Genomic DNA, 19736 nt, shown 5'->3' with positions numbered 1-19736 from the left:
TTGCAAGCGGGCGGGAACCGTCAGATCACCACCACATCCAGCGGCGGAAACCCATTAAAGCCAACCGACGAATAGCTGCTGGTATATGCACCGCAATGACGGATCACGACGCGATCGCCGCAGTTCAGCGCCAGTGGCAGCATGACGGGGCGCTGCTCATAAAGGATGTCGGCACTGTCGCAGGACGGCCCGGCCAGAATGCAGGCACCCGTCTCGCCACCGTCATGAGGCGTTTCAATGCGATATCGGATCGCCTCGCCCATCGTTTCGGCCAGACCCGAGAACATGCCGATATCAAGGTAGACCCAGCGGTGCATGTCATCCGCCGACTTGCGCGACACCAGCAGCACCTCGGCAACGATATGACCCGCCTCAGCGACCAAACCACGGCCCGGCTCGGCCATGATGTAGGGCACATCGCCGAACCGCTCAGCCACGGCGTCCATGACGGCGGCGGCATAGCTTTGCGCGCCCATCACATCCTCTTCGTAGGTGGCCGGAAAGCCGCCACCAAGGTTCAGCACGCGCAGGTCGTGACCAGCGGCGCGGCCGGCGATCCACAGCTCGGCGATCTGGTCCAGCACGGGGTTCCAGAATTCGGGGCGACGCGTCTGGCTGCCGACGTGGAACGACAGGCCCGCAACGTCGACACCGTGCTGCTGGGCATAGTCCATCAGGCCCGCCAGAGCAGAGCGCGCGCAGCCAAACTTGCGGCTAAGCGGCCAGTCGGCGGACGAATTCTCGACAATCACGCGCAGATAGACCTGCGCGCCGGGCGCATGGGCGCGCAGCTTGTCGATCTCGGCCTCGCTGTCGGCGGCGAACAGAGTCACGCCATGCGCGTGTGCATAGGCGATATCGGCAGGTTTCTTGATGGTGTTGCCGAATGAAATGTCAGCGCCTGATGCGCCCTGAGACAGGCACAGCTCGATCTCGCCCCGGCTGGCGGCGTCGAAACGCGCGCCTTTTTGCACCAGCAGGCGGATGATTTCGGGCGCCGGGTTCGCCTTGACGGCGTAGTGGATGCGGGCGTCGCCCAGACCGGCGACCAGCGCGTCATACTGTGCCGTCACGCGCGCACGGCTGACGACCAGCGTGGGGCGATCGAACGTGCGCGACGCGATGAAGGAGGCGGCAGGATCGGACAGGAAGTCCGCGCTGGACAGGGATACGGTGTCGGCACGCAGGGTGCCGGGGATCATAGCGGTCATGGTCATCTCCAAAAGGACAGCCCCGGTTTCATTCGGGGGGATCGGCAGTCAGAGACGTTACCGTCGCTACATAAACCGGAGGTCAACTCAGAATGGCTGACCGGCCAGAGGCGCGTGCGTTGGCGTCTTGAAATCGGCATTTATAGCGTTTCGCGATTCACGCAAGCGGTAATCGCATGGTTTGCATAAAAAAATCCGGCACGCGGGTGCGGGCCGGATTTCTGGTCACATATGGGCTCGGCTTAGCTGTCTTTGTCCTTGCTCTTGTCCTCGTCTTCACCCTCATCATCCGCGTCTTTGGGCTGCTTGAACAGGCTGTCAGCATCATATTGCTTTTCAGTGACCTCCGGCTCGGCCTCGCCCAGCGTGAAGGTTTCCAGACCCTCGATGGCGGTCGGCATCTTTTGCTCGTCGCCGCTGCTAAGGCTCTGCTCGGTGCTCAGCAGTTTGCGACGGTCATCGTCGCTCATCGACTCGCCTTCGCGGGCCTTCTTGGCCGAGGCCTTTTGCACGGCGGCGTCCAGCTCGGATTGCTTGCAAAGGCCCAGCGCGACGGGATCGATGGGCTGGAGGTTCGAGATGTTCCAATGCGTGCGCTCGCGGATCGCCTGAATGGTCGGCTTGGTCGTGCCCACCAGTTTGGAAATCTGGCTATCAGCCAGCTCGGGGTGGAACTTGACCAGCCACAGGATCGACGCGGGCCGGTCCTGACGCTTGCTGAGCGGAGTGTAACGCGGGCCACGGCGCTTTTCCTCGCCCTCGGCGGCGGCGTTATGCTTGAGCTTTAGCTTGTGAGCGGGGTTCTTTTCGGCGTCGTCGATCTCTTGCTGCGTCAGCTGATTGTTGGCAACTGGGTCGAACCCTTTGACGCCTGTCGCCACATCGCCGTCGGCAATGCCCTGCACCTCTAGCTCGTGCATCTCGGTAAAATCCGCGATCTGCTTGAAGCTGAGCGTCGTGTTGTCCACCAGCCAGACGGCGGTGGCCTTTGCCATGAGTGGTTTCGCCATATGAAATCTCCTAAACGTATCCGTTCCGCACATGCCTTCCTCGTCCCCTGTCTCCAGGAGGCTCCGAAATTGTCCGGAGCGGGTCGCCATTGTCGGGAAACTTGGCCGCTGTATAGTGCCGATTATGCGATTTGGAAAGACAGAAATATGCGCGCCCTCCTGATCCTGCTGATGAGCTGCACCATGGCAAGTGCAGATGGCGAAAAGGCGGGGGAGTTCGACTATTACGTGCTCAGCCTTAGCTGGACACCGACATGGTGTGCGTTAACGGGCGATGCGCGGGCCGCACCGGAATGTAGCAAAACCGCTGATGCGGGCTGGAGCCTGCATGGCCTATGGCCGCAATATCATCGCGGCTGGCCCACCTTTTGCCCCACCGCCCAGCGCCCACCATCGCGCAGCATGACCGAAGCGATGAGCGACATCATGGGCAGCGGCGGTCTGGCCTGGTATCAGTGGAAAAAACACGGACGTTGCACGGGGTTAAGCGCAGCCGCCTACTACGCGCTCGCCCGTGAGGCGTTTGAGCGCGTGAACCGGCCAGAGGTTTTTTCCAAGCTGACCCAGCCCGTCACCCTGCCCGCCAGCGTCGTCGAAGACGCCTTTCTAAGGGCGAACCCCGGCTGGGGCCCTGACATGCTGACGATCACCTGTCAGAACAGCCGCATCCAAGAAGCGCGCCTCTGCCTGTCACGCGCGCTCGATCCGGTGCCTTGCGGGCAGGACGTCGTGCGTGATTGTCGCCTGAAAGACGCGCTGCTTGATCCCATTCGTTGACGCGGCGGGCGAACCGAGGCGGACAGGGCGATGGCGCCGCCGTTCTGGAAATCTTCGTCCGGAATCGGGATCAGAGCGATGCCATCAGGCTTTGCATTGCCGAGCGATAACCGTCGACGATCTGGTCCCGCTGAACATGGCGGCCCCCTTTTACCGCATGGCGGCCGGCCGACCAGACATCCGTCACGATCCGGTCCTTGGCGGCAAAGACAAGCCCGTCCAGAAGCTGATGGGTCGGCAAGGCACAAAGGGCCGGGTCCGCGCTGTCGATGGCCACCAGATCGGCCAATTGACCCACGGCGATCTCTCCGCTTGCGCGCCCCAGTGCCTGCGCCCCTCCGCGTGCGGCACCGGTATATAGCACCTCACCGACGGACCCCTCACCGACGACCATCACGTTGCGGGCCACGTCGCGCAGGCGTTGGGAATATTCCAGCGTGCGCAACTCTTCCGTCAGCGAGATCAGCACGTTGGAGTCCGATCCGATGCCAAATGCGCCGCCCGCCTCTAGATAGGCCGGGCCGTTGAACGGACCATCGCCTAGGTTAGCCTCGGTAATCGGGCAAAGCCCCGCAACCGCACCTGACCTAGCCATATCGCGCGTCTCGCCTGTCGTCATGTGCGTTGCGTGGATCAGGCACCAGTCATTTGTGACGTCGACGTTGTCCAACAGCCACTCGACAGGACGCGCGCCAAGCCAAGCGGAAATATCCGCGACCTCCTTGGGTTGCTCGGCTATGTGAATATGGGTTGGGCCGGCGGGATGGGCGCGCAGAACCGCCGCCAGATCATCGGGCGACGTGGCGCGCAAGGAATGCGGCGCGATGCCGACACGGCAATCCGCTGGCAGTTTGCTGACGGCTCTCTGGGCGCACGCGACCAGCTCGTTAAAGCGATCCACCGAATTGCCAAACCGCGCCTGACCCGGCTCTAGCGCCACCTGCCCCGCACCGCCATAAGTATAAAGAACCGGCAGATGCGTCAGGCCGATGCCGGTGATCGCAGCAGCCGCAGCAATCCTCGACGACAGTTCGCCCAGATCATCGTAGGGCGTGCCGCCCGGCTGATGGTGGATATAGTGAAATTCGCCGACGCTGGCATAGCCGGCCTCTTGCATTTCAAGAAAGACAAAGGCGGCGATGGCCTCGATATGCTCGGGCGTCAGATGCGCGGTAAAGCGATACATCAGGTCACGCCATGTCCAGAAGCTGTCTTTGCCCGCCATGCGATATTCCGTCATCCCCGCCATCGCACGCTGAAAGCTGTGGCTGTGCAGATTGGCGAGCGCAGGCAGCAAGGTATCGACTATCACGTCGCCGGGCTGCGACGTCTGATCGGCGTCGACGGCAGTGATTACCCCGGAATTGACTGTCAGACGAACGTTCTGCGCCCATCCTGTCGATAGCATAGCTTGCTTTGCGAAAATCATTTGACGGCCTTTCGTATTTTTATGTATAGACATATAGAGTATTCATGCGCGCTAGAAAAGTGAAACCTAAGCCTTCGGTGACCAGATATGACTGACAACAGCAAGCTCTACGTTGATTTGACCGTCGCGACGATGACCCCCTCCGAGACTGCCTACGGCTTGATCGAGGATGCGGCGATCGTCACCAACGGCGCGCAGATCGAGTGGGTTGGACCACTGGTCGATCTGCCCGCGGAACACGCGGGCTTGACGCGCGATAGCCTTGGCGGGCGTCTGGTCACTCCGGGCCTGATCGATTGCCACACCCATGTCGTGCATGGCGGTGACCGCGCCGTGGAGTTCGAAATGCGTCTGAACGGGGCAAGCTACGAAGAGGTCGCGCGCGCTGGCGGCGGTATCGTGTCGACCGTGACGGCCACCCGCGCGGCCGACCTTGATGCGCTGATCGCCAGCGCACTGCCCCGCGTCGATGCGCTGCTGGCCGAAAGTGTCACGGTTTTAGAGGTCAAATCCGGCTACGGGCTGGACCGCGAGACTGAGTTGCGCATGCTCCGCGCCGCCCGCGCACTGGAGCAGCACCGTCCCGTGCGGGTCTTGACAACCTTCCTCGGCGCGCACGCTGTGCCGGTCGAGTATCTGGGCAGCCCGGACGCCTATATCGACGACATGTGCATCCCCACCTTGCGCGCGGCCCACAACGAAGGACTGGTCGACGCCGTCGACGGATTCTGCGAGGGGATCGCGTTTCTGCCGGACCAGATCGCGCGTGTCTTTGACGTCGCACAGGAATTGAACCTGCCGCTGAAACTGCATGCCGAGCAACTCTCGAACCTTGGTGGTGCCAAACTGGCTGCATCCTATGGCGCGATGTCGGCGGATCATATCGAATATCTGGACGAGGACGGCGTAATCGCGATGGCCAAGGCCGGGACAGTTGCCGTCGTTCTGCCGGGTGCCTTCTATACGCTGCGCGAAACGCAGGCACCGCCGATCGACGCCCTGCGCAAACATGGCGTGCCGATGGCGTTGGCCAGCGATTGCAACCCCGGTTCGTCGCCCATGACGTCGCTGCTGCTAACCATGAACATGGCCTGCACCCTATTTCGCATGACGCCCGAAGAGGCGCTGACCGGCGTCACGCGCCACGCCGCGGCGGCCCTTGGCCTGACCGATTGCGGGCAGGTCACGCCCGGACAGCGCGCTGATCTGGCAGTCTGGGACATCAAACACCCTGCTGAGTTGGCCTATCGCATCGGCTTTAACCCGCTTCACACCCGCATTTTCGGAGGCACCTCGTGACCACACTCACCCTGACGCCCGGCGCAGTCACTCTGGATCATCTGGCCGATGTCTACTGGACCGAGGCGTCGGTGCGCCTTGATCCTGCCTGCCGTCCCGATATTGAGCGGGCGCATGCCTGCATCGCCAAGGCGGTGGCCGGAACGGATGCCGTTTATGGTGTGAACACAGGCTTTGGTAAACTGGCCAGCGTTCAGATCGCGTCCAAGGATACCGCCACGCTACAGCGCAATCTGATCCTGTCACATTGCTGCGGCGTCGGTCCTGCGATCCCGCGCCGCCATGCGCGGCTTCTGATGGCGCTGAAACTGCTCAGCCTTGGGCGCGGTGCATCCGGCGTGCGTCTTGAGGTGGTCGATCTGATCGAGGCCATGCTGGACAAGGGCGTCACGCCCGTCATTCCGGCCCAAGGATCGGTCGGCGCGTCCGGCGATCTGGCCCCGCTGGCGCACATGGCCGCGGCGATGATGGGCCACGGCGAAGCCGAGTTCGACGGCAAGGTTATGAGCGGGGACAAGGCGCTTGCCGCCGCCGGACTGACGCCGGTGGAACTGGGCCCAAAAGAGGGCTTGGCCCTGATCAACGGCACTCAGTTCTCAACCGCCTTTGCCCTCGCCGGCCTTTTCGGCGCATGGCGTGCGGCGCATTCGGCGCTGGTGACGTCAGCGCTCTCGACCGATGCGATCATGGGCTCGACCGCCCCTCTCCAGCCCGAAATTCACGCGCTGCGCGGCCATCGCGGCCAGATCGAAGCGGGCGAGACCATGCGCGCCCTGCTGGCCGGGTCCGAGATCCGCGAGAGCCATGTCATCGACGATGCCCGCGTGCAGGATCCCTATTGCATCCGCTGCCAGCCGCAGGTGACGGGTGCCGCAATGGACGTTTTGCGCATGGCCGCCCGAACGCTCGAGATTGAGGCGAACGCCGCCACCGACAACCCACTGGTGCTGGTGGGTGCCGATCTGATCGTCTCGGGCGGGAACTTCCATGCCGAGCCGGTAGGTTTCGCCGCCGATATGATCGCGCTGGCGGTGGCCGAGATCGGCGCAATCGCGCAGCGCCGTGTGGCCCTGATCGTCGATCCGGTCCTCAGCTTTAACCTGCCGCCGTTCCTGACGCCCAACCCAGGCCTCAATTCCGGCTACATGATCGCCGAGGTCACGAGCGCCGCGCTGATGAGCGAGAATAAGCATCTGGCGAACCCCTGCGTCACCGACAGCACCCCCACCTCCGCCAATCAGGAGGACCATGTCAGCATGGCCGCGCATGGTGCGCGGCGTCTGGGGCCGATGCTGGAAAACCTGAACCGCATCGTTGGAATCGAATTGCTCTGCGGTGCGCAGGGCATTGATTTCCGCGCCCCTCTGGCCACCAGCGACGCCTTGCAGCGGGTTGTGAGCCGCCTGCGCCAGGATGTCAAAACGCTGGGCGACGACCGGTATCTTGCCCCTGACCTGGAGCGCGCAGCCGACCTGGTGACCAGCGGCGTCATTGCCGAAGTAGCCGGCGTTCAAATGCCGGAGCTATCGGCATGACCCCGGTCGAGGTGCATCGCGGCGACAGCCCCATCGTTCTGGGTCTGCCCCACACCGGCACTCATGTGCCAGAGGGTATCCTTGGGGATCTGAACCCGCGCGGGCGCGGTCTGGACGACACCGACTGGCATATTGACCGCCTATATGACGGCGTCCTGCCGGGTGCGTCGACGGTGCGGGCGACGTTTCACCGCTATGTCGTCGATGCCAACCGCGACCCGTCGGGCGCGTCGCTATATCCGGGGCAGAACACCACCGGCCTTGTCCCGCTGACGGATTTTGACGGCAACGACATCTGGAAAAATGCCCCGGACGCCGAAGCCGTTGAGGCGCGCCGTGCGGCATTTCACGCCCCTTATCACGCCGCCCTCAAGGCCGAGCTTGATCGGGTGCGCGACATTCATGGCATCGCGATCTTGTACGATTGCCACTCAATCCGGTCGAATATCCCCTATCTCTTTGACGGAATCCTGCCCGATTTCAACATCGGTACAAATGTTGGCACAACCTGCGATCCCGCTATCGAGGCAATCGTCGAAAAGATCTGTACCGCCGCCGAGGGCTATAGCAGCGTCACCAACGGTCGGTTCAAGGGCGGATGGACCACACGGCACTACGCGCAGCCCGACTCCGGCATCCATGCCATTCAGATGGAATTGGCCCAATCCACCTACCTCATCGCCGAGGCCGCGCCTTGGACCTATGACGACGCCAAGGCCGCAAGGCTGCGAGAGCATCTGACTGCAATATTGACCAATCTGGCCGATCTGGCCCTCACCTCAACTCTGGCCCCCGGAGGCAAACCATGAGCGATCCACGCAAGAACACCCGCGACGTCTATCCTGCGACTGGCAGTGAAATCACTGCCAAAAGCTGGATGACCGAGGCGCCGATGCGGATGCTGATGAATAACCTGCATCCAGATGTTGCCGAAAACCCGCATGAATTGGTTGTCTATGGCGGCATCGGCCGTGCGGCGCGCACATGGCAGGATTTCGACACCATTGTCGCTAGCCTCAAGGATCTGGAAGAGGATCAGACCCTGCTGGTGCAATCCGGCAAGCCGGTCGGCGTGTTCCAGACCCACAAGGACGCGCCGCGCGTCCTGATCGCCAACAGCAATCTGGTGCCGCATTGGGCGACATGGGATCACTTTAACGAGCTCGATAAAAAGGGCCTCGCGATGTACGGCCAGATGACCGCCGGGTCGTGGATCTACATCGGTTCCCAAGGCATCGTGCAAGGCACCTACGAGACATTTGTCGAGGCGGGTCGCCAGCATTATGACGGCGATCTGACCGGCAAGTGGATTCTGACCGGCGGTCTGGGTGGCATGGGCGGCGCACAGCCGCTGGCCGCCGTGATGGCCGGGGCGTGCTGTCTGGCGGTCGAGTGTAACCCCGACAGCATCGATTTCCGCCTGCGCACCAAATATGTGGATGAACGCGCCGAGACGCTGGACGAGGCGCTGGAGATGATCGAGCGCTGGACCAAGGCGGGCGAGGCTAAATCAGTCGGCCTTCTGGGCAATGCCGCCGACGTGTTCCCTGAACTGGTCAAGCGCGGCGTGCGCCCCGATATGGTGACCGATCAAACCTCGGCTCACGATCCGATCAACGGCTACCTACCGCAGGGCTGGACGATGGGCGAATGGAAGGAAAAGCGTGAAAGCAATCCCAAATCTGTGGAAAAGGCCGCGCGTGCATCTATGAAAGTGCAAGTCGCCGCGATGGTTGATTTCTGGAACGCTGGCGTGCCGACGCTGGATTACGGCAACAACATCCGGCAGATGGCGTTGGAAGAGGGGCTGGAAAACGCCTTCGCGTTCCCCGGTTTCGTTCCCGCCTACATCCGCCCGCTGTTCTGCCGGGGCATCGGCCCGTTCCGCTGGGCGGCCCTGTCGGGCGACCCCGAGGATATCTACAAGACCGACGCCAAGGTCAAAGAGATCCTGTCCGAAGATACGCACCTGCACAACTGGCTGGACATGGCGCGCGAGCGGATCGCGTTTCAGGGCCTGCCCGCCCGCATCTGCTGGGTTGGTCTGGGCGTGCGCGATAAGCTGGGTCTGGCCTTCAACGAAATGGTGCGCAATGGCGAACTCAGCGCGCCCATCGTCATTGGCCGCGATCATCTGGACTCTGGTTCGGTCGCGTCACCAAACCGCGAAACCGAAGCGATGAAAGACGGCTCGGACGCGGTGTCGGACTGGCCGCTGCTGAACGCGCTGCTCAACACTGCGTCGGGGGCGACATGGGTGTCGCTGCATCATGGCGGCGGCGTCGGCATGGGCTTTTCCCAGCATTCCGGCATGGTGATATGTTGCGACGGTAGCGAGGATGCGGACCGCCGCATTGCACGCGTGCTGTGGAATGACCCCGCGACCGGCGTCATGCGCCACGCGGACGCAGGGTACGACATCGCCAAGGAGTGCGCCCGCGAAAACGGGCTGAACCTGCCGGGCATTCTGTAATATCCGCGCCGTTTAAATTTCCGCCGCTGTCCTCGCAAGGTCAGCGGCGGTTTTCGTTTCAGAGGCCTACCAGCCGCCGAACCGCTCCCAAACCATCAAGGGCGCACCGGCCTGCTCGGGCAGCACATGATAGCGCTGATGCTGGGCTGCGGTCGCACAGGCATGATTGGGCAAAATGCGAAGGCGCATGCCGACCGGAATATCCGGCATCGCCGCACCCGAGCCGGGGCGCACCGCGATTGTCCCATGCTCCTGACTGGTCTGGATGACAATGAGGTCCTCCAACGGGTTCCCGGCCTCATCACATACTAGGCCATACCCCTGATCGACTGCTTGGCCTGCGGTGCCACGATCGCGCGACATGGCCATCCAGCCAGCATCGACCATCACCCAGCCCTGTTTTGCCTGATGGCCAATAACGGTCGTCAGAACCGACAGGGCAAGATCATCGACACGGCACACGTCGATCCCGGCCATGACCAGATCAAAGAACACATAGACGCCCGCGCGCAGTTCAGTCACGCCACTCAGATCCTTGGCGGCGTGGGCGGTCGGTGTCGATCCGACGCTGACAATCGGGCATGGCAGACCGGCCTCGCGCAATGCGGCGGCGGCGGTGACGACGGCCAGACGCTCAACCTCGGCGGATTCCGCCTGCGCCTCGCGCCCGACCGCGCCATAGCTTTGACCCGCGTGGCATAGAACGCCGCTTAGCTCGGCACCCTCTTCATGCAGAATGCGCCCGACTTCGATCAATTCGGGATCATTTGCGCTTAGCCCGCTGCGGTGCCCGTCGCTGTCGATTTCGATCATCGCCGGAATGGCGATGCCCGCCGCGCGCGAGGCCTCTGCCACGGCACGCGCCTGAGGGACCGAATCCAACAGCACCGTCAACCGACAGCCCGCGCGGTGCAGATCCAGCACACGCTCCAGCTTGCTGAGGCCGATCCCCACGGCATAAACGATGTCATTGATGCCCGCTGCCGCGAACACCTCGGCCTCGGCCAGTGTCGACACTGTTGCCGGCCCAGTGCCACCTGCCAGAACATGGCGCGCGACCTCGACGCATTTTGCGGTCTTCAGATGAGGCCGCATTGCCACGCCCAGTTGGGCCGCATGTTTGGCCAGCCGGTCAATGTTGCGCTTCATTTTGCCTTCGTCCAGCAAAAGGCATGGCGTCGTCAAAGGGGCAAGTCGGGGATCATTCATGGCGCTTGGTTCCTAGAAATCGGAGAGTTTTTGCGCGACGATCAGTAGCGCGTCGTCATGCGGTGGCCGGGTCGATAGGCCAATTTTACGTAGGTGATCGCCTGACCTTCCCACCAAGTGGACCGCTCAATGGTAAAAACCGGATCGCCAATTTTACCGGCCAGGTAGTCGGACAGTTCCCGATCTGCCAAACCCGCGGAAAAACTGATTTCGGCATCCGAAAACGGGATGGTCGCAACCAGCCATTCATTCGGTCCCACCTGCGAAAAATCAGCGTCTTCTGCCTGTGGCAGCGCCGCCAGATTGATCCATCTGTCTTCGTGCTGATAGGGATCGCCATCCGCGTAATGCATGCAGACAAGGTGCAGCGCCTTGCCACCTGCCGGTAGTTTGAGCCGCGCGCGTAGCCAGTCTGGGGCCTCCTCAACCGCGCGGTTGGCAAGGGAATAGCGGTATTCGGCACCCTTGTCCTCAATCTCGCGGCGCACCAGCGGAATGTCGAACCGTGCTTGCCGGATCGGACTGGCGCGCACACGTGTACCGGCCTTGCGGCGGCGCTCAATGATACCATCATCGGCCAGCTCGCGCATCGCGCGGTTAACCGTCGCACGGGCGCAGCCATAAATCCCGGCCAACTCAATCTCATTGGGGATCAAGCTACCGGGCCCCCAATCCCCTTTGGTAATTTTCGACAGGATGTCGGATTTTACATCCCTGTAGGTGGCCTTCATGGCACGCGCCTTCATTAAGCCTGCATATATATCAGTATACTCTATGCTTAATGTCGATCCAAGACCACTGCCGCACCCACCGGCACAGAAAATCTAAACATTCAGACAGACTACCTACGCTTGCCATCGTATACTTGAACACGGTCGGCGATTATAAATCTAGACATAACAGCCTTTATGTGGACAATAGTGACCTAGATGAATTCAATTCTGTTCATCATTCTCAAACGACTGATGGTCGGCTTTCTGACCTTGCTCGTCGTGACGGTCATCATCTTTGCGGCGATTGAATTGCTGCCCGGTGACATCGCGACCGAGATGTTGGGTCAGGCCGCCACCGAAGAAAGCCTCAACGCTTTTCGTGAGAAATACGACCTGAACCGCCCGCTGCATGTGCGCTACTTCGCTTGGCTGGGGGGTGCCCTCACAGGTGACTTCGGACTTTCGCTGGCCAACCAGCGCCCGATTTCGGAACTGATCGGCCAGCGAGCGGCGAATACGTTTTTCCTCGCGGGATATGCCGCCGCGATTGCCGTGCCGATCGCAGTTGTCTCGGGCATGTTGGCCGCACTTTATAACGGCTCGGTATTCGATCGGATGCTGTCCAGTTCGACGTTGGCCGCGATTTCGTTTCCCGAGTTCTTTATCGCCTACATCCTGATCCTGGTCTTCTCGGTCGGTCTGGGGTGGTTCCCCAGCCTCGCCAGCATTGATATTGGCGCAGGGTTCGCCGAGCGGCTCTATCGCACCTTCCTGCCCGCGATGACGCTGACGTTGATCGTTCTGGCCTACATGATGCGGATGACGCGCGCGGCCATTCTGAACCTTCTGGCGCTGCCCTATATTGAGATGGCGCATCTAAAGGGGATGAAGCGTTGGCGTGTCATCGCGGTCCATGCGCTGCCGAATGCCCTCGCCCCGATCATCAACGTGATCGCCCTCAACCTTGCCTATCTGATCGTCGGCGTCGTTCTGGTCGAAGTCGTGTTTGTCTATCCCGGTCTTGGACAGATCCTTGTGGATTCAGTTTCGAACCGGGATGTGACCGTGGTGCAGGCGGCCTGTCTGATCTTTGCGGCCACCTACATCCTGCTCAATCTGACGGCTGACATCCTGTCGATCATCGCGAACCCCCGCCTCATGCATCCGAGGTAACACCATGCACAGCTTGCTTCATAACCTGCGAGACGCGCCGGTTTCCGCATGGATCGGCATCGGGATCGTGGTCTTCTACGCGGTTCTCGCGATTGGCGCCCCGCTGTTTGCGCCTTTCCCCGAAAGCGCGTCGGTCGGTTCGCAATATAGCCCCTGGAGCGCGCCACACTACCTTGGCACCGATGCATTGGGCCGCGATGTGATGTCGCGCCTGATCTATGGCGCGCGCAACACCGTCGGGATCGCCCTGGCCACGACGGCGCTGGCGTTCTTTCTGGGTGCCACCTTCGGCCTGCTGGCGGCGACCATTGGCGGTTGGTTCGACGCGATTACCGCGCGGGTCGTCGATGTGCTGATGGCGATCCCACCGCTGATCTTTGCCCTGCTGATCCTCACGATTACCGGCACCTCGGTTCTGGCGCTGATCCTTGTGATCGCGGTATTGGACAGCACGCGCGTTTTCCGGCTGTCCCGCGCCGTCGCGCAGGGCATCCTGACGATGGACTATATCGAGGTCGCCCGGATGCGCGGCGAGGGCCTGCTCTGGTTGATCCGCAAGGAGGTGCTGCCGAACGCGGCCGCCCCGATGATCGCTGAGTTCGGATTGCGGTTCTGCTTTGTGTTCCTGTTCATCTCGGCACTGTCGTTCCTCGGCCTTGGCATCCAGCCACCAACCGCCGATTGGGGCGGCATGGTGCGCGAAAGCGCCAAGCTGATCTCATTCGCCAACTTTGCCACATGGCAATCCGCCACATTCGGGCTTGCCCCCTTGCTGCCCGCGGGGGCCATCGCCCTGCTGACAATCGGCGTCAACCTTGTGGTCGACTGGATTTTGCACATGTCCTCCGGGATAAGGGAGTAGCGCATGGCCGACCTGCTCTTAAAAATGACCGATATCCGGATCGAAGGATGGTCGGATCGCCAGTGGAAGCCGATCATCAATGGCGTCGACCTCACGCTGAATCGCGGCGAAATTCTGGGCCTGATCGGCGAAAGTGGCGCGGGAAAATCGACGCTCGGTCTGGCTGCGATGGGCTATACCAAGGGCGGTTGCCGGATCAGCAGCGGGTCGATCAACTTTGACGGCCAAGAGCTGCTTGGCGCATCAAACAAGACCCTGCGCCAATTGCGCGGCGCGCGCATCGCGTATGTCGCACAATCGGCGGCCGCCGCGTTCAACCCGGCCTACAAGCTGATCGACCAGTATTGCGAGGGTCCGGTCAAACACGGCGTCATGAGCCGCGCCGAAGCGCAATCGGATGCGGTCAATCTCTATCGCAAGATTCGGCTGCCCAACCCCGAAGAAATCGGCTTTCGCTATCCGCATCAGGTATCGGGCGGCCAATTGCAGCGCGCAATGACCGCGATGGCGATGGCCTGCCGTCCCGACCTGATCATCTTTGACGAACCCACGACTGCGCTGGACGTTACCACCCAGATCGAGGTTCTGGCCGCCATCCGCGACATTGTGCGCGAATACAATACCGCTGCAATCTACATCACCCACGATCTGGCCGTCGTGGCGCAGATGGCAGACCGGATAAAGGTTCTGCTGCGCGGTGATGAGGTCGAAGAGGCCCCGGCGCGTCAGATGCTGTCCGCCCCGCAAGAGGAATACACCAAATCCCTCTGGGCCGTCCGCGAGTTCCGCCGTGCCCCCATGCCGCCGCAAGAGGAGGGCACGAAGCCCCTGCTTGAGATCGCGAACGTCACTGCCGGATATGGGCCGGTTGCAGTTCTGAATGACATCAGCCTGACAATCGCACGCGGCAGCACCGTTGCCATCGTCGGCGAAAGCGGGTCGGGCAAATCGACCTTGGCGCGGGTGGTCATGGGGTTGCTGCCCCCGTCGGAGGGACAGATCAAATTCGACGGCACGCCGCTGCCGAAATCCAGCAGGCAACGCTCGCCCGACTTGCAACGCCACGTCCAGATGATCCACCAGTCGGCGGATACGGCACTGAACCCCAAGCACCGAATACGCGAGACCATCGGTCGCCCGCTGACATTTTTTCTGGGGCTGAAGGGCAAGGCCAAAGAGGCCCGCATTCGCGAACTGCTGACCCTGATCGAGCTTGACCCAGATGAGTTCATCGACCGCCTGCCGTCCGAGCTGTCGGGTGGTCAAAAGCAGCGGATCTGCATCGCGCGCGCCTTGGCCGCCGAGCCTGAATTCATCATCTGCGATGAGGTCACATCAGCGCTGGATCAGCTGGTCGCCGAAGGCATCCTTCGCCTGCTGGATCGGCTGCAACGGGAAATGAACCTGACCTATATGTTCATCACACATGATCTGGCGACAGTGCGCTCGATCGCGGATACGGTCGTCGTGATGCAAAACGGCGTCATCGTCGAGCAAGGGCCCAAGGACGAAATCTTTTCGCCGCCCCATGAACCCTACACCGAGTTGCTGCTGTCATCGGTTCCCGAAATGGACCCTGATTGGCTGACCGAACTGCTGGAAGAGCGCGGCGACATTCTGAATACCGAGGATCAGCCATGAGCTTGCGTTTCGGAACGGTGAAATCAGACCTTGATATGGCAACCCCCGGCAAACGCGCGGGCAGTTTCGGGCTGTCCCATTCCGACAATCAGATTGCCTTTTCGACCATCCAATCCCCCTTGGGCGTGATCCGGGGCGGCGATGGGCCGACAGCATTGGTGTGCGCCGGAAACCACGGTGACGAATACGAGGGCCAGATCATCGTGCGCCGCCTGTTCGAGAGGCTTGAGGAAAGCGACATGGCCGGACGTCTGATCCTTGCGCCCGCCCTCAACATGCCAGCGGTCCAAGGGGTCAGCCGGGTGTCACCGCTGGATGGCGGCAATCTGAACCGCTCGTTTCCCGGTCAGGCCTTTGGCGGGCCGACGCGCGAAATTGCGGGCTTTGTCGCGACACAGCTGATGCCGCTGGCGGATGTGGCCATCGACCTTCATTCTGGCGGCACCGGCACCAATTATCTGGATGCGGCCTATCTGTGCCTGTCGCCTGATCCTGCCCGTAACGTCCAGACCCGCGATCTGGCCACTGCGATGGGCCTGCCAAACGCGATGGTCGTGCCAGTCAGCGACACGCCCGGCGACTTCGACGAATCCGCCCATGCCGCAGGCTGCGCGATGCTGTCCTGCGAACTGGGCGGCGAAGGCAAGGTTTCGCTTTGCTCGCTGGAGGCGGGATGGCAAGGGGTGCTGCGCATTCTGGTTCATACCTGCGTCCTGCGCGCAGACGCCGCGCAGCGGCTGGGAATGATCCCAGCGTCGCAAACGCGGTTCCTTGACCTTGGAGAACAGGCCGATGCCGTAGTCGCACAAGACCACGGATTGGTCGAGCCTTTGGTCACGATCGGCGCACCGGTGCAAGCCGGTCAGCCGGTGGCACGATTGCGCAATCTCTACCGGCTGGACGCTGCGCCACACGATCTGTGCGCAACAACAGCCGGGATCATCGCAATTCTGCGCGCCGGGGCGATCGTGGCGCCGGGCGATCATCTCTGTGTAATCTGTCCCGAACTTTCGGCCGCGGCGCTGGACGCACTTTTGGCCCAAGCGCCGTAGCTTTAGATATCCAACACCACGGCGCCTTTGGGCCGTGCGCAACAGATCAGCACCTGACCGGCTTCGGGCGGAATCAGCGGGTCTTCGAAATATTCGACCTCGCCCGCGATTAGGCCGCATTTGCAGGTATTGCAGATCCCCGCGCGGCAACTGAAATCGGGGTTCAGCCCTGCATTTTCCGCCAATTCCAGCAACGATCCCGCCGAGCCATCCCACTCTGCCGAGGCACCCGATTTGCGGAATGTCACGTCGCCGTTGGGCGCGGTGGTGTTTTTCAGGGCAGTCTCCGCCACGGTCTCAGCGGCACTGTCGTCGGCAGCCCAAGCATCCGGGTCCGTGAGGAAGGTCAACGCCTGAATGGTCGGCGCCGCACGCGAGGCCGCTTTGGACGGCGCGACAGCAGCAGGTTTTTCGACCAGCGCCTCAAGCGTGGTTGCCTTGCCAAAGAATTCATAGGCGATTTGGCTTTTGCGCACGCCCAGCTCCAACAAAAGCTGATACATTGCCGCCATGAACGGCGTCGGCCCGCAGATGTAGGCGTCGTAGTCGCCGATTGGCACATGCGTTTGCAAAAAGGCCTTGTCGATCATCCCTTCGGCATGAAACAGGCCCGCGTCGCGGTCCGCACCGCTGGGCGCGCGATAGACGAATAGCGGACGGGTCCGGTCATTTTCACATGACAGAACTTCGTCGCGCAGCGCATGAACTTGCCCATTCTCGCAGGCATGCAGGAAATAGACGTCCCGGCCGCTGGCCTGCAATCGGTGCAGCATCGAAACCAGCGGCGTCAGCCCGACTCCGCCGGACAGCAGCAACACCGGGCGGCTGCTGTCCTCGTTCAGATAAAACGTGCCGCGCGGGGCAGCGATGTCGATCTCGTCGCCGATCTCGATGCGGTCATGCAGCCAGGATGACCCGATCCCATCGGGGGCACCATTCGTGCCTGCCTCACGCTTGACCGTGATACGGTGGTGGCGCGCCTCGGATGCATCGCACGAGACTGAGTAGGTCTTGAGAATGGTCCCTTCGGCGTTCGGAACACGCAGGGTCAGATACTGACCCGGCTTGACCGTCCAGACCGGCGCGCCATCTGTCGGTTCCAGATAGAAGGAGGTGATAATTTCGCTCTCGCGGACCTTGTCTGCGACGCGGAATACGCGAAAGCCCTGCGTCATCTCACTGGCTCATCTTTGCGTCGACCATCGCTTCTTCTGCGATCATCGCCTCCAGTTGGCGGCGGAATCGCAACTGGCCCGCATCGATGCCCAGATCGATATGCGGCGAGGTTTTCTCGGACATGCCGATCTGTACCTGATCCAGAACCGCGCGATCCTCTTCAAAGGCTCCGCGCACGTCCTCGCTCATCATCTTGGACAGTTCTTCGTCGTCGGGCCGGATGTTGCGAAGCTGGAACCAGTAATAGCGGGTTTCGGTCTCGGTCGTGGGCGTCATGAAGTTGTAGCTGTCCATTACGAACGTATTTTCATGCAGCGTCCCATCGACACCCCCCGTGCCCGCAGGGGTGAACACCGCACGGATCAGCGCGTGGCTGGGGTAGCGCACCTCGTAATGTTGTAGGCGGTCGCAATTGCCCTCGAACTCGACGACCTTCTTGTAAAACGGCGCCGGCTCGTGATCCATCATCCAGCGATGCACGATGACGCCAGTGTCAGTCTTGGTCACGCGTAGCGGAGCATCCTTGGTTTCGGCCGAGGCAAAGGACGTTTCATGGACCCAGGCCACATGCGTCGGATCGAGCAGGTTGTCGCACATCAGCAGATAGTTGCAGTTCAGCTCCATCGCGGCGCCGCGATTCATGCCCCATTCAGGGCTGTCGAAATTGGGGATGTCGATGATGTCTTCAGCATCGGCGATGGCGGCATTACCCATCCAGATCCAGACAAGCCCGTATTTCTCATGCACCGGATAGGGCCGCACGCGCGCCGCCGACGGGATGCGCCCTCCGCCCGGTGCCCAGACGCACTGCCCCGCGCAATCAAATGTCAGACCGTGATAACCGCATTCCACCGTGTCACCCTTGATCCGCCCCTTGGACAGGGGCAGCTTGCGATGGGGGCAGGCATCCTCCATCGCGATGACTTCGTTCTGCTGATTGCGGAACATGCAGATCTTTTCGCCCAGCACTTTGACTTGCTGCAATTCGCCCACGATCTCATCGCTCCAGGCGGCGACATACCATGCGTTTTTCAAGAACATCTGAATTCCTAGCTGACATTTTTACGTGGCTGAGATTGATGGTGTTATACAAAGGCCCAAGCCGGAAAAAAACGACCATTTGGTCGTCGGTTGTTTAGATTTCCTAAAGCGTTACAAGTTTAGACTGTGCCTCGGCTAAGCTTGAAACGCGTCACTCTATCCATCGCGCGCTTCGGACAGGATCCAGTTCAGAAAATTCCGCGACGTTTCGTTTTCCAGCATCACGGGCGCCCAGCAAATGAAATAGGGCTCGGGCATCTTTATGGAGTGGTCCGACAGCCGGACCAGTCGCCCTAGCTTCAGGTCCATCGACGCGAACGAGGATTGGGCCAGCGCGATCCCCTGCCCCCCGGCCACAGCCTCGAGTGCCGAGCCGGACAGCGAATGAACCGACACTGGTTTTGTGCTGGGCGGCGGCAATCCCTGGGTGGTCAGCCAGTCCCCCAGACGCGGGACGCTGGCATAGGCCGGGCCCCAGTCGATATCGATCCACGGCACGGACGACAAAGTGGCCGGGTCCGCCGCTGCGGGGTTTTTTTCTAGGAACTGAGGCGAGCAGACCGGAAAGCAAACGTCGTGAAATAATGCGCGCACGTGGGGGAACACCTCGGAAGCGGTCCCGTAGGTCAGCCGAAACATGTGATTCAAAAACTGCGGGTCCGGCTCGACATGCGTGGCCTCAAGGCGGATTGATGCCTGACCGTGAGAGGTTTCAAATCGGTGCAGCCGAGGGTTCAGCCATTTTAGCAGCAAGGTCGGCAACCCCGATATCTGAACATCCAGATCGGCCCTGTGTTGTGACAACAAGTGCTGCGCCTGATGCAGCTTGCCGAACCCCGCTGACAGCACTTCATGATAGGATAGTGCCGTGGGCGCCAGCGATGCCCGCCGCCCATCCTTTAAAATCAGCGGCATTTTCAACTGCGTCTCAAGGATCTTGATCTGCTGGCTGATAGCACCGGGGGTCACGCCCAACTCCTTGGCGGCGGCGGTCACTGATCCCAGCCGTCCAAAGCTCTCGAAAGCCTGAAGCGCACGAAGGGGGGGAAGGGTCGATTGCATAGCTTGCCTATATGGTTTGTACAGGGAGGCTCGATTTAGAAACCCTAAAGAGTGTTCCTGCAATTCTGATTTG

The 19736-nt window shown here is 61.4% G+C and carries 17 protein-coding genes; 9 read left to right on the top strand and 8 right to left on the bottom strand.

Features of this window, described 5'->3' with window-relative positions:
* Window positions 1-20 precede the first annotated feature (20 nt).
* Window positions 21-1217, bottom strand: coding sequence for a type III PLP-dependent enzyme (locus tag U3654_RS00790; RefSeq protein WP_416384540.1), 1197 nt, complete (start codon window positions 1215-1217; stop codon window positions 21-23).
* A gap of 236 nt (window positions 1218-1453) precedes the next feature.
* Window positions 1454-2221: a DUF1013 domain-containing protein gene (locus U3654_RS00785; RefSeq protein WP_324753470.1), complete on the bottom strand. Its 768-nt coding sequence runs from the start codon at window positions 2219-2221 to the stop codon at window positions 1454-1456.
* A gap of 147 nt (window positions 2222-2368) precedes the next feature.
* Here U3654_RS00785 and U3654_RS00780 point away from each other — a divergent pair, with 147 nt between their 5' ends.
* Window positions 2369-2998 (top strand): ribonuclease T2 family protein, encoded by a 630-nt coding sequence (locus U3654_RS00780; protein WP_324753469.1) that lies wholly within the window; start codon window positions 2369-2371, stop codon window positions 2996-2998.
* Between the two features lie 70 nt (window positions 2999-3068).
* Here the strand turns inward: U3654_RS00780 and U3654_RS00775 are convergent, their stop codons facing one another.
* Window positions 3069-4427, bottom strand: a complete 1359-nt coding sequence (locus U3654_RS00775; protein WP_324753468.1) for a formimidoylglutamate deiminase — start codon at window positions 4425-4427, stop codon at window positions 3069-3071.
* An 87-nt stretch (window positions 4428-4514) separates the two neighbouring features.
* Here U3654_RS00775 and hutI point away from each other — a divergent pair, with 87 nt between their 5' ends.
* The 4 genes from hutI to hutU are packed head-to-tail and all read left to right on the top strand — an operon-like array spanning window position 4515 to window position 9734.
* Window positions 4515-5726 (top strand): imidazolonepropionase, encoded by a 1212-nt coding sequence (gene hutI, locus U3654_RS00770; RefSeq protein ID WP_324753467.1) that lies wholly within the window; start codon window positions 4515-4517, stop codon window positions 5724-5726.
* On the top strand, window positions 5723-7261 hold the full coding sequence (gene hutH, locus U3654_RS00765) for a histidine ammonia-lyase (RefSeq protein ID WP_416384539.1): 1539 nt from the start codon (window positions 5723-5725) through the stop codon (window positions 7259-7261). Before hutI ends, hutH begins: the two co-directional genes overlap by 4 nt.
* Window positions 7258-8070: an N-formylglutamate deformylase gene (hutG, locus tag U3654_RS00760; RefSeq protein WP_324753466.1), complete on the top strand. Its 813-nt coding sequence runs from the start codon at window positions 7258-7260 to the stop codon at window positions 8068-8070. The genes hutH and hutG overlap by 4 nt, the downstream gene beginning before the upstream one ends.
* Window positions 8067-9734 carry a urocanate hydratase gene (gene hutU / locus U3654_RS00755; RefSeq protein WP_324753465.1) on the top strand — a complete coding sequence of 556 codons (1668 nt, stop codon included), beginning with the start codon at window positions 8067-8069 and terminating at the stop codon, window positions 9732-9734. The genes hutG and hutU overlap by 4 nt, the downstream gene beginning before the upstream one ends.
* 66 nt (window positions 9735-9800) lie before the next feature.
* On the opposite strand, the gene U3654_RS00750 is transcribed toward hutU, so the two are convergent.
* Both U3654_RS00750 and U3654_RS00745 read right to left on the bottom strand, forming a co-directional pair.
* Window positions 9801-10943 carry an alanine racemase gene (locus U3654_RS00750; RefSeq protein ID WP_324753464.1) on the bottom strand — a complete coding sequence of 381 codons (1143 nt, stop codon included), beginning with the start codon at window positions 10941-10943 and terminating at the stop codon, window positions 9801-9803.
* A gap of 41 nt (window positions 10944-10984) precedes the next feature.
* On the bottom strand, window positions 10985-11674 hold the full coding sequence (locus U3654_RS00745) for a UTRA domain-containing protein (protein WP_324753463.1): 690 nt from the start codon (window positions 11672-11674) through the stop codon (window positions 10985-10987).
* A 198-nt stretch (window positions 11675-11872) separates the two neighbouring features.
* Here U3654_RS00745 and U3654_RS00740 point away from each other — a divergent pair, with 198 nt between their 5' ends.
* From U3654_RS00740 to U3654_RS00725, 4 genes are read left to right on the top strand one after another with little or no spacing between them, the layout of a single operon-like run.
* Complete coding sequence (locus tag U3654_RS00740) at window positions 11873-12829, top strand: ABC transporter permease (protein WP_324753462.1); 957 nt, start codon at window positions 11873-11875, stop codon at window positions 12827-12829.
* Window positions 12830-12833: 4 nt separating this feature from the next.
* Complete coding sequence (locus tag U3654_RS00735; RefSeq protein ID WP_324753461.1) at window positions 12834-13691, top strand: ABC transporter permease; 858 nt, start codon at window positions 12834-12836, stop codon at window positions 13689-13691.
* A gap of 3 nt (window positions 13692-13694) precedes the next feature.
* A complete protein-coding gene (locus U3654_RS00730) occupies window positions 13695-15332 on the top strand; it encodes an ABC transporter ATP-binding protein (protein WP_324753460.1) in 1638 nt (545 codons plus the stop codon).
* Window positions 15329-16384 carry a succinylglutamate desuccinylase/aspartoacylase domain-containing protein gene (locus U3654_RS00725; RefSeq protein ID WP_324753459.1) on the top strand — a complete coding sequence of 352 codons (1056 nt, stop codon included), beginning with the start codon at window positions 15329-15331 and terminating at the stop codon, window positions 16382-16384. Before U3654_RS00730 ends, U3654_RS00725 begins: the two co-directional genes overlap by 4 nt.
* A 2-nt stretch (window positions 16385-16386) precedes the next feature.
* Here U3654_RS00725 and U3654_RS00720 read toward each other — a convergent pair whose 3' ends face one another.
* From U3654_RS00720 to U3654_RS00710, 3 genes are all read right to left on the bottom strand, one after another.
* Window positions 16387-17559: a 2Fe-2S iron-sulfur cluster-binding protein gene (locus U3654_RS00720; protein ID WP_324753458.1), complete on the bottom strand. Its 1173-nt coding sequence runs from the start codon at window positions 17557-17559 to the stop codon at window positions 16387-16389.
* A 1-nt stretch (window position 17560) separates the two neighbouring features.
* Window positions 17561-18601, bottom strand: a complete 1041-nt coding sequence (locus U3654_RS00715) for an aromatic ring-hydroxylating dioxygenase subunit alpha (protein ID WP_324753457.1) — start codon at window positions 18599-18601, stop codon at window positions 17561-17563.
* 156 nt (window positions 18602-18757) lie between these two features.
* A complete protein-coding gene (locus U3654_RS00710; protein WP_324753456.1) occupies window positions 18758-19663 on the bottom strand; it encodes a LysR family transcriptional regulator in 906 nt (301 codons plus the stop codon).
* Between the last annotated feature and the right edge of the window lie 73 nt (window positions 19664-19736).

It is taken from the genome of Roseovarius sp. Pro17 (genome assembly GCF_035599575.1).
Classification (GTDB): Bacteria; Pseudomonadota; Alphaproteobacteria; order Rhodobacterales; family Rhodobacteraceae; genus Roseovarius.
This window is presented reverse-complemented; position numbering and strand designations above follow the sequence as displayed.